We start from the raw sequence: 7,747 nt of genomic DNA, 5'->3' as shown, positions 1-7,747 counted from the left end.
TAGCACTAATGGCAAGTATAGTCAATAAATGAGGTTCATTGTCTTTAAGTATTCTTGTGTAAAATAAATAGTAATGATAATAAATAACATCCATAAAATCTTTTTTTTTCAATTAATAACCAAATGCTCTTCTCTATAAGGATACCAATAATTATTTTTCCAATCCTGATACCAATTAGTTTTTGTTATTACTCTACCAGCTTCCCATCCGATACCCCAAGCAACTACCCACCGCTGCCGCACGAATCCTTTCGTGTGGTACGTTCCTACTTAAATATCAAATATTCTAAAAAATAATACTATATCTCTTTTTATTTTAGGACAGCATACATCCACACGAAAGGATTCGTGCGGGAGCGGGGGTTTTGAATAATTAAAACCTATTTCTTTAAGCCACTAAGTTCATCTTGAATGTCCAGTATTGTATTTATTCTCAATTTCTCTTTTGTCAAAGTTTCAGTTAAAAAAATCATTGCAGACAAATCGTTTAAATTCTTCACTATACTTAGACTGCCATTTTGATGAAGATTCATTTTAAATATCTTTCCATAATTTTACACTTTTATGTAAACCTATTTCAGAACGAGACAGTCCAACAGCATGATACTACCCATTTACAATAAATACGTAATAAATATTTTGAATAAATTGCCCCCCAAAACATTGAAGAAATTAAAAAAATAAAAAATATAATTGTTAATAATGCAGAAATTTTCTTATTGCCAAAAAAAGTTGGTTTAGAAACTACAATTCTTTTTCCTCTACCTGATTTAAAAAAATATAAATAATTAAATAACAAAAAGGCAAGACCAACTCCAATCATTAACCATTTATCCATCTTTATACAAAAAAAACGAATTAAAAGAATGTCGACAATAACACTTGTAAGAAAACCTTCACCAAATCCTATGGCCCAAACTGTCAAAGCATGAGGCTCATCCTCTTTTAAGATTTTCTTATAAAATAAATAACAATAATAATATATAACATCCATAAAATGATTTTTAACTTAATAACCAAAATTCTCTCTCCTCCAAGGAAGTACTGTCTCACGTTTCCATTTCTGATATGAATCCCAGGATGTAGCCCATCTACCTATTTCCCAACCAATCCCCCAGCAAGCTCCATATGTTCCTCCAAATGTAGAATACGCATTGGAAGTTTCTTCTATTGTAAAAGTAAATCCATTAATGTTATCATTTGAATAAGAATCATATATTGACCATGCATTATAAGCTCCTATAGCCCTACCTCCCCACTTCATTCCCTTAGAAATTTTTAAAGCAGAAGTTACTTTACCTCCTGTAGCTCCATTACCATTAAAATGTTGGCCATATGTTTTCATCTTCTTTATACTATACCAAGTATCTTTATTAAACATTTTATATTCTCCAAATGCTATACCTGTACCTGCAACTGTTAATATACCTCCTGTTGGATCATACTCATCGTAAGGCTCTCTCGGATGGTCGCTGTACTGCTCAATTAATGATCTTTTATCGCTTATATTATTTGCTGCCTTAAAGTCAAAACTATTATTATCTTTACTATTATTAGCAAATAAGGGCATATCATACCCCGGCCCAATAGCACTTACTCCTAAAACAGGTTTATTATTGTAATTATCCAAATAGTTATTAGCAACACTACTTGTATAAGAAGAGGCTAAAAAAGATCCTGCACTTGAAGCCGCACCAGAAAATGCACTTGTCCAGGCATTTGAGTCCCATTTAAAAAGATTGGCCTGCCCTCCGCTTGCTGCACCTCCATGGACATAAGACGAGAAGAAAAAACCTAATACCAAATCCCAAATTTCTCCTGTTTGGTCTGTGTATTTTAACGGATTGTTCATAACGTATCCATAACGATTGTAATTCTGGCTATTAAAAAGATCCTGAATATTATTATCAGGTTGTAAAAAACGATGCAGTTTTGGATCGTATAAACGACCGTTCATGTTTATAATACCAACACTTTGCAAATGTTCATGACCTGTGTAGCCACGATCTAAAACAGACAATCCTACTAATGCATTTCCTGCACCATCCTGTACTTTGGTAATATTGCCCCAGGCATCAAAAATCCTTTTTTCTACAACTGCTCCAGTCTGATCAGCTACAGCAATTATTGAACCTTGATAATCTCTTTGTAAATATAAATATTTCTGACTGCTTGCTCCGTCACTTTTAAAAACCAATGGTGCATTGTAACCATCGCCACCTATGTACGTAACAAAATCTGTAACTCCGGTTTTCATGTTTTCCTTAATTTCCATCGTACCGTCTTCAGCATAGTATTTTCGATAGGGCCTTTTTAGTTTGTCGTCTTGCAAATCTCCATAAAACATTACAGTACGTCGATTACTTGCATTATAATCGAAATTTATTTTGTCTATATTTTTTTCATCAATTAATACAGGACCTTTAAATACATTGAAATTTATAATTTGAGATGGCTTTGCTGTATAATAAGTCAATGCATCAGAACTTAATGTTATGGAAGCATTTTGATATGGATTATCTTTAGCATAATCATACGTTCCTAAACCATTTTGAGTGATTCTGCCTTTGTCATCATATTTCTGAGTTTCTAATACCCCTTTGGAATTTGTATATTCTTCTAATCTGTCTAAAACATCATATTTAAAGCTTTCGTTCCAACCCAACAAAGTATTGCTGCGACTGGTTAGATTGCCAGTTTTAGTATTAAAAATTGTATTTAATGACAGAATATTTGCCGATGATGCAGTCTTATCAAATTTACTCTGCAAATTATACCCATTGTCGTAAGCATTTGTAATGGTTAACGGACCATTTTGAGCTGTTAAAAGCTGTCCCCTGGCATTTATTGTATTGATCTTCCATAATGTAGCATCCGATTCATCTGTAATTTGATACTGGCTTCCGTTTTTATAATCGCACTTAATTGTTTTTGTACTTGACTTTCCGGATTTTAATACCTTTGCCGTGAAACCTTCTGTTACTAATCGTCCAATCGCATCATATTTAAAATCTTTTGTAAATTCTACAAATGGTGTTGTTTCTATCCTGGCACTAATTTGATTTTTATCATTATAAGTATAACTTGTAATAATCTTAGTACCGTTAGATAAATCCTCGAATTTGGTACTTGTCAATATCTTATTTATATTTTCATAGCTATATGTTATTTTAGAATCTGTAAAAAGCCCTTTAATTATTTTCTCTTCTAACCTTCCCGCAGCACTTAACTTATAAGTTGTTGTCCCATTTTTATTTTCCTCACTAATAAGCTCACCAAAATCGTTATACACATATTTAAAAACTCCTGCCGACGGGTCTTGAAGTTCTGTTTTCCTTCCCCATCCATCTTGTACAATCTTTGTTTTGATTCCGTCATAATCAGATTCTTTTAAATCTCCATTAGCATAATACGTATATTTAATTTCGTTTGAGGGTTTATCCAGAATCGACAACACATTACCTAGCGCATCTCTTTTATAGGTCTTTGTAATTGTCCCGTCATTAACTTTTGTAGTAAGTGGTGTATAAACTATATTTGTTATTTTTCCTGTATATGCATTTTGAGTGCTTACTCTTCCATAATCATCATACGTTGTTTCATTCCATTGCGATGGAGCTGCACCAATATAAGGTTCACTTACTTTATAGTTTCGATCTTGTATGTCATACATATAAGAAACATAAGAAAAAGTTCCCATAATGTTTTTTGAGCCTGATTTTATTTTTCTTCCGAGATCATCGAAGGTTTCCTCTACTACATTTCCGTCAGCAAATGTTTTGGTAACTATTGTATTGCTATTACTATTTGCGTATTTGTAATCGTTTATATTTCCCAGATAGTCTGTTTCTTTTGTCTTTTTAAACCATGAATCATATTCATAAGATGTCGTTTGAGCCAAAGGACTGGTTAATGATTTTAATGTACCATTAGGGTTGTATAAATAAGATGTAACTAGCTTTTCGGCATCAGTATTTTTAATCAAAAATCGTCCGGAAGTATCATACGCATAATTAAATTCTCTAGAATCCAGACCAGCCTTTAAAGTTCTTTGTATGATATTTCCAAAGCTATCATGCAAACGCTCCTCTGTAATATAATTTGTCCCTGCATTACCTTTCTTTTTAATCTGAGAAAGTAATTGCTTAGAATTATATTCATACACTTCCTCACTTCTCATTTTCTCATTACCTAGTGTTATATTCAGTATTTTGGATAATGGCTTTCCAATAATATAGGTAGGTGAAGTCTGGTTTTGATATGTAAAATCTGTAATACTTTTTTGTATGCTAGTATTAGCTTCTTTTACTTCTGTTGTAATCTTTGTTGTATTATTATAATTATCATATTCTACCTTTGTTTCGCTACTTGTATCTTCAAGTCCATCAAATTGTTTATTTGAAATGTTTTTAATTTTTAAAACTTTAGTTGAAGACAATTCACATTCATAAGCTAATATCGATTTTGTGATAAAGGAGGTCGGCTCATTAATCGATTTATTTGCGTCCTTATTTATCTTAGCCGAAAAAACACTACCGGGTTTTATCCAACTTCCAGGTTTTAAGGTAATACTTTCTGTGGCAAGAAGATTTTCTGTACTTGTTACTATGTAATCATCTTTTTTGATAATTGTTGAAGAAATTTTATTTGAAGATTCAAACAATGGTTCATGCAAACCCAAAACTGTATAATTCTCAATATTAGCAGCTCTCAGTGACATATCATTTTTTAAAATGTATGATATTATTGGTGACTTATCGGTATGCCAATTTGTTTGTACTGTACTTCCAAAACCTAAAAAACCCAAACCTTCAAGATTAACAACTGCTCCATAATATTGAAATAATCTTTTTTTATATTGTGTTGCACTTTGCTCTTCTAATTTGGAAACAACCTTAAATTCAGAATTAAATTTCATGTCTAAATTAGGAAAAATTTGAGAACTGCCTGCATAATAAACATCATTTCCGTCCTTTAATGGACTATAAGTAATAGTCTCTTTTATTCCATTACTTAAAGTAATTGATTTTAGTAAATTTTGATCTTCCAGATAATTATTATTGGCAAAAAAAGAAATGCCAAATTGACTTAATAAAGCCAAATCCGTTTTAGATGGGTTGGTTTTATTTTTTCTTGTAAAAAGCGGAACTATTTTAAGTCCAAAAGCTTCATTCGAATTTATATTAAAATGAGCATTAAACCAGCTGTTTGTCCTGTAGAATACATTTACATCAATGACCGAACTGCGATTAAGATATCCAGTTGCCGTTGGTTTTATACTTATAATATCCGTTGTACCATCATTATTATAATCAAACGCAAATATTAACTCAGGAACAAAATATTCATAATCTTGAGGATTGTAAGCTAAAACAGATTCTTCCGCAAAAAAATTACCTCCTGTTGACAGTAAAATTTTCTTTAAATCCACAAGGAAAATATCAATTTTGCCATCCCCATTGTAATCTCCCATTACTATAGGAAATATTTCTCGCCTTCCCCATTTGATTTCACCAATATTTTCAGGCATATTTTGTTTAGTTCTAAACAATTGCGTAAACACATTGTTCTTTAATGTATATACTGTTATATCATTGTACGGACTCCCTCTAAAAATAATGACATCTGTTTTACCATCGCCGTTTATATCTCCATATTTTGTAACTCCTTTCTCAATAAACCCTGCTTTATTAATAAAATTATCTACTTTATTGCGATCCAGATTAATTAATTCGACGTTGTCTGCATCTTTTGATCCGTTAAAACCAATCAATTCCGTAAGTCCATCACCATCAAAATCTCCAGCTCCATCGGGGCTTGTAGATAAGCTTGGTGCCATCTTATCATAATCAAGCTCTAAAGCTCCTGTACTTTTGCTATAAGAATAAATCTGATAAACATATTTATTAGTTAAAGGAATTTGATTATATACACAAATATTTTGTTTACTGGAAATCTTTGAATTTTTATCTAAAGTACTTATTGTAAAAATTTTAGAATAAGAAAAAACACTACCTACTTTTGCCAAATTAACAACTTCATAATTATCCAATATTTTGCTAAGTGATAACTCTTTATTATTAGATTGTACAAACTCAATATCTCCATCCCCATCAAAATCACCTGTAGTGACTTCATTCGAATAAGCATTTGTATCAATAGCATTACTCTTTCCACTAAATTCCATTACAGAATGAACCAATTCTGCCTGGTTTTCTGCATAAGCAAAAACTGTTGGATTATAGCTCTTTGTTCCATCACCACTTGTTTCGACAATTCTTGTAAGCCTCGGATAACTTAACGATGAGGCATCATGCGTTAATGAATAACTTCTAAAACCAATATTATTGCTTTTAATATTTATAGCACTAATTATTTTATTACGAATAAAACTTTTACCGCCGACATATACTTGTGGGTTTGTATAGTGTGGCTTGTATATGAATTGTACTTCATTTATTTGAGTGCTTGAAGATTTTAACGAACCATACTTGATTTTTTCAATCAATGAATTGCTGGTCGGGCTATAGGATCCAGAATATTCAGAATTATATTCATAACTAATAAAACCTCCTTGTGGATTTTCCCAAGAACTTATAGTCCAATCTATAGTGGAGCCATGATTTTCATATTTTGCTGAAGAACCGTCAGGATATTCTACTATAAAGTAATCAATAGGTATAAAAACTATATTTTGATATCTATTGTCTTGAATATTTCCCTTAAAATAACTTATTTTTAAATTTGAAAATATTTCAGTCTCATATATTCTTTTGGTTGCACCTACATCAAATTTCTCACTACTCTTTAAAATCAACCGCTTATCATCTAAAGCGAAACGATCTAAATCATTAAAATCAACGGGATCAATAATCCCGTCATGATACATTGTAGACGGAACTCTGGTTATTGCCGAAATCCCGATTATATTCCATCCAAAACCTGCTAATCCGAGGCCTCCCTGACTGTTGTACGCCAAACTTATCTGTGGTACAATTCCATTAATTCCTGTAGGCATTGCAATAGGAATTTTATAATTAGCGGCACCGGTAAGTGAAACAGATAACTCTCCTTCTGTAACACCAACTTCCGTTGATTGTGCAAAAGAAAACAAACTAATTATTAGAAACGAAAAAGTAAAATAAAACTTCCTCATAGCAAATTATTGTTTAATGATTTTAATAGTTTTTTCTCCTCCATTTTTGTAAGAAAGCAATACTAGATATATACCTGTAGGATATTGTTGAAAGGGAATATTTAAATTATTTAAACTGCTATTTCCCTGATAGCTCTGTAAAACCTGTCCTGTTAAAGAATACACTTGAACAGAAGTAACATAATTATCTTGGGCTAGCTGCCATTGCAGATATAATTGCTCTTTTACAGGATTTGGATAATAGGAAATAACGTCTTCCGGAAAGAATTTTTCTAAATCATTTTCGACAACTTCCTCTATTTCTTTAACATGTTGTACAGATTTTGATAAACAATTGATACAAAGAATTCTGTTCGTTTGATTTCCTGCAGCATCATAACTGAAAGTAAGTTTTGTTTGTGCATTTACCCCAAAAAAAGAGAGTAGAAAAAGAATTAAGTAAAGTTTACTCATAAGAATATTTTTAATAAATTTCTTACAAATATATAATTATAACTTAAATCTTCCAAAAATTTTGTTAAAATAAAAATTAGGACATAAAAAAAGCGAGACAGATGTCTCGCTTTTTTTATATAGAATATACTTTATTTT

General features: G+C 31.4%; 3 protein-coding genes. All 3 read right to left on the bottom strand.

Annotated elements, in window-relative coordinates:
* Positions 1–577 precede the first annotated feature (577 nt).
* From DCO46_RS21750 to DCO46_RS21740, 3 genes are read right to left on the bottom strand one after another with little or no spacing between them, the layout of a single operon-like run.
* Complete coding sequence (locus tag DCO46_RS21750) at positions 578–994, bottom strand: hypothetical protein (RefSeq protein ID WP_116754573.1); 417 nt, start codon at positions 992–994, stop codon at positions 578–580.
* Positions 995–1,009: 15 nt separating this feature from the next.
* Entirely contained in the window at positions 1,010–7,156 is a 6,147-nt protein-coding gene (locus tag DCO46_RS21745) for an FG-GAP-like repeat-containing protein (RefSeq protein ID WP_116754572.1), read from the bottom strand.
* 6 nt (positions 7,157–7,162) lie between these two features.
* Positions 7,163–7,609 carry a T9SS type A sorting domain-containing protein gene (locus tag DCO46_RS21740; RefSeq protein ID WP_116754571.1) on the bottom strand — a complete coding sequence of 149 codons (447 nt, stop codon included), beginning with the start codon at positions 7,607–7,609 and terminating at the stop codon, positions 7,163–7,165.
* Positions 7,610–7,747: the final 138 nt, after the last annotated feature.

The sequence above is a fragment of the Flavobacterium sp. HTF genome, assembly GCF_003105115.1.
In the GTDB taxonomy this organism is placed as follows: domain Bacteria; phylum Bacteroidota; class Bacteroidia; order Flavobacteriales; family Flavobacteriaceae; genus Flavobacterium.
Note: the sequence above shows the minus strand (reverse complement) of the source record. Positions and strands in the feature narration are given on the sequence as shown.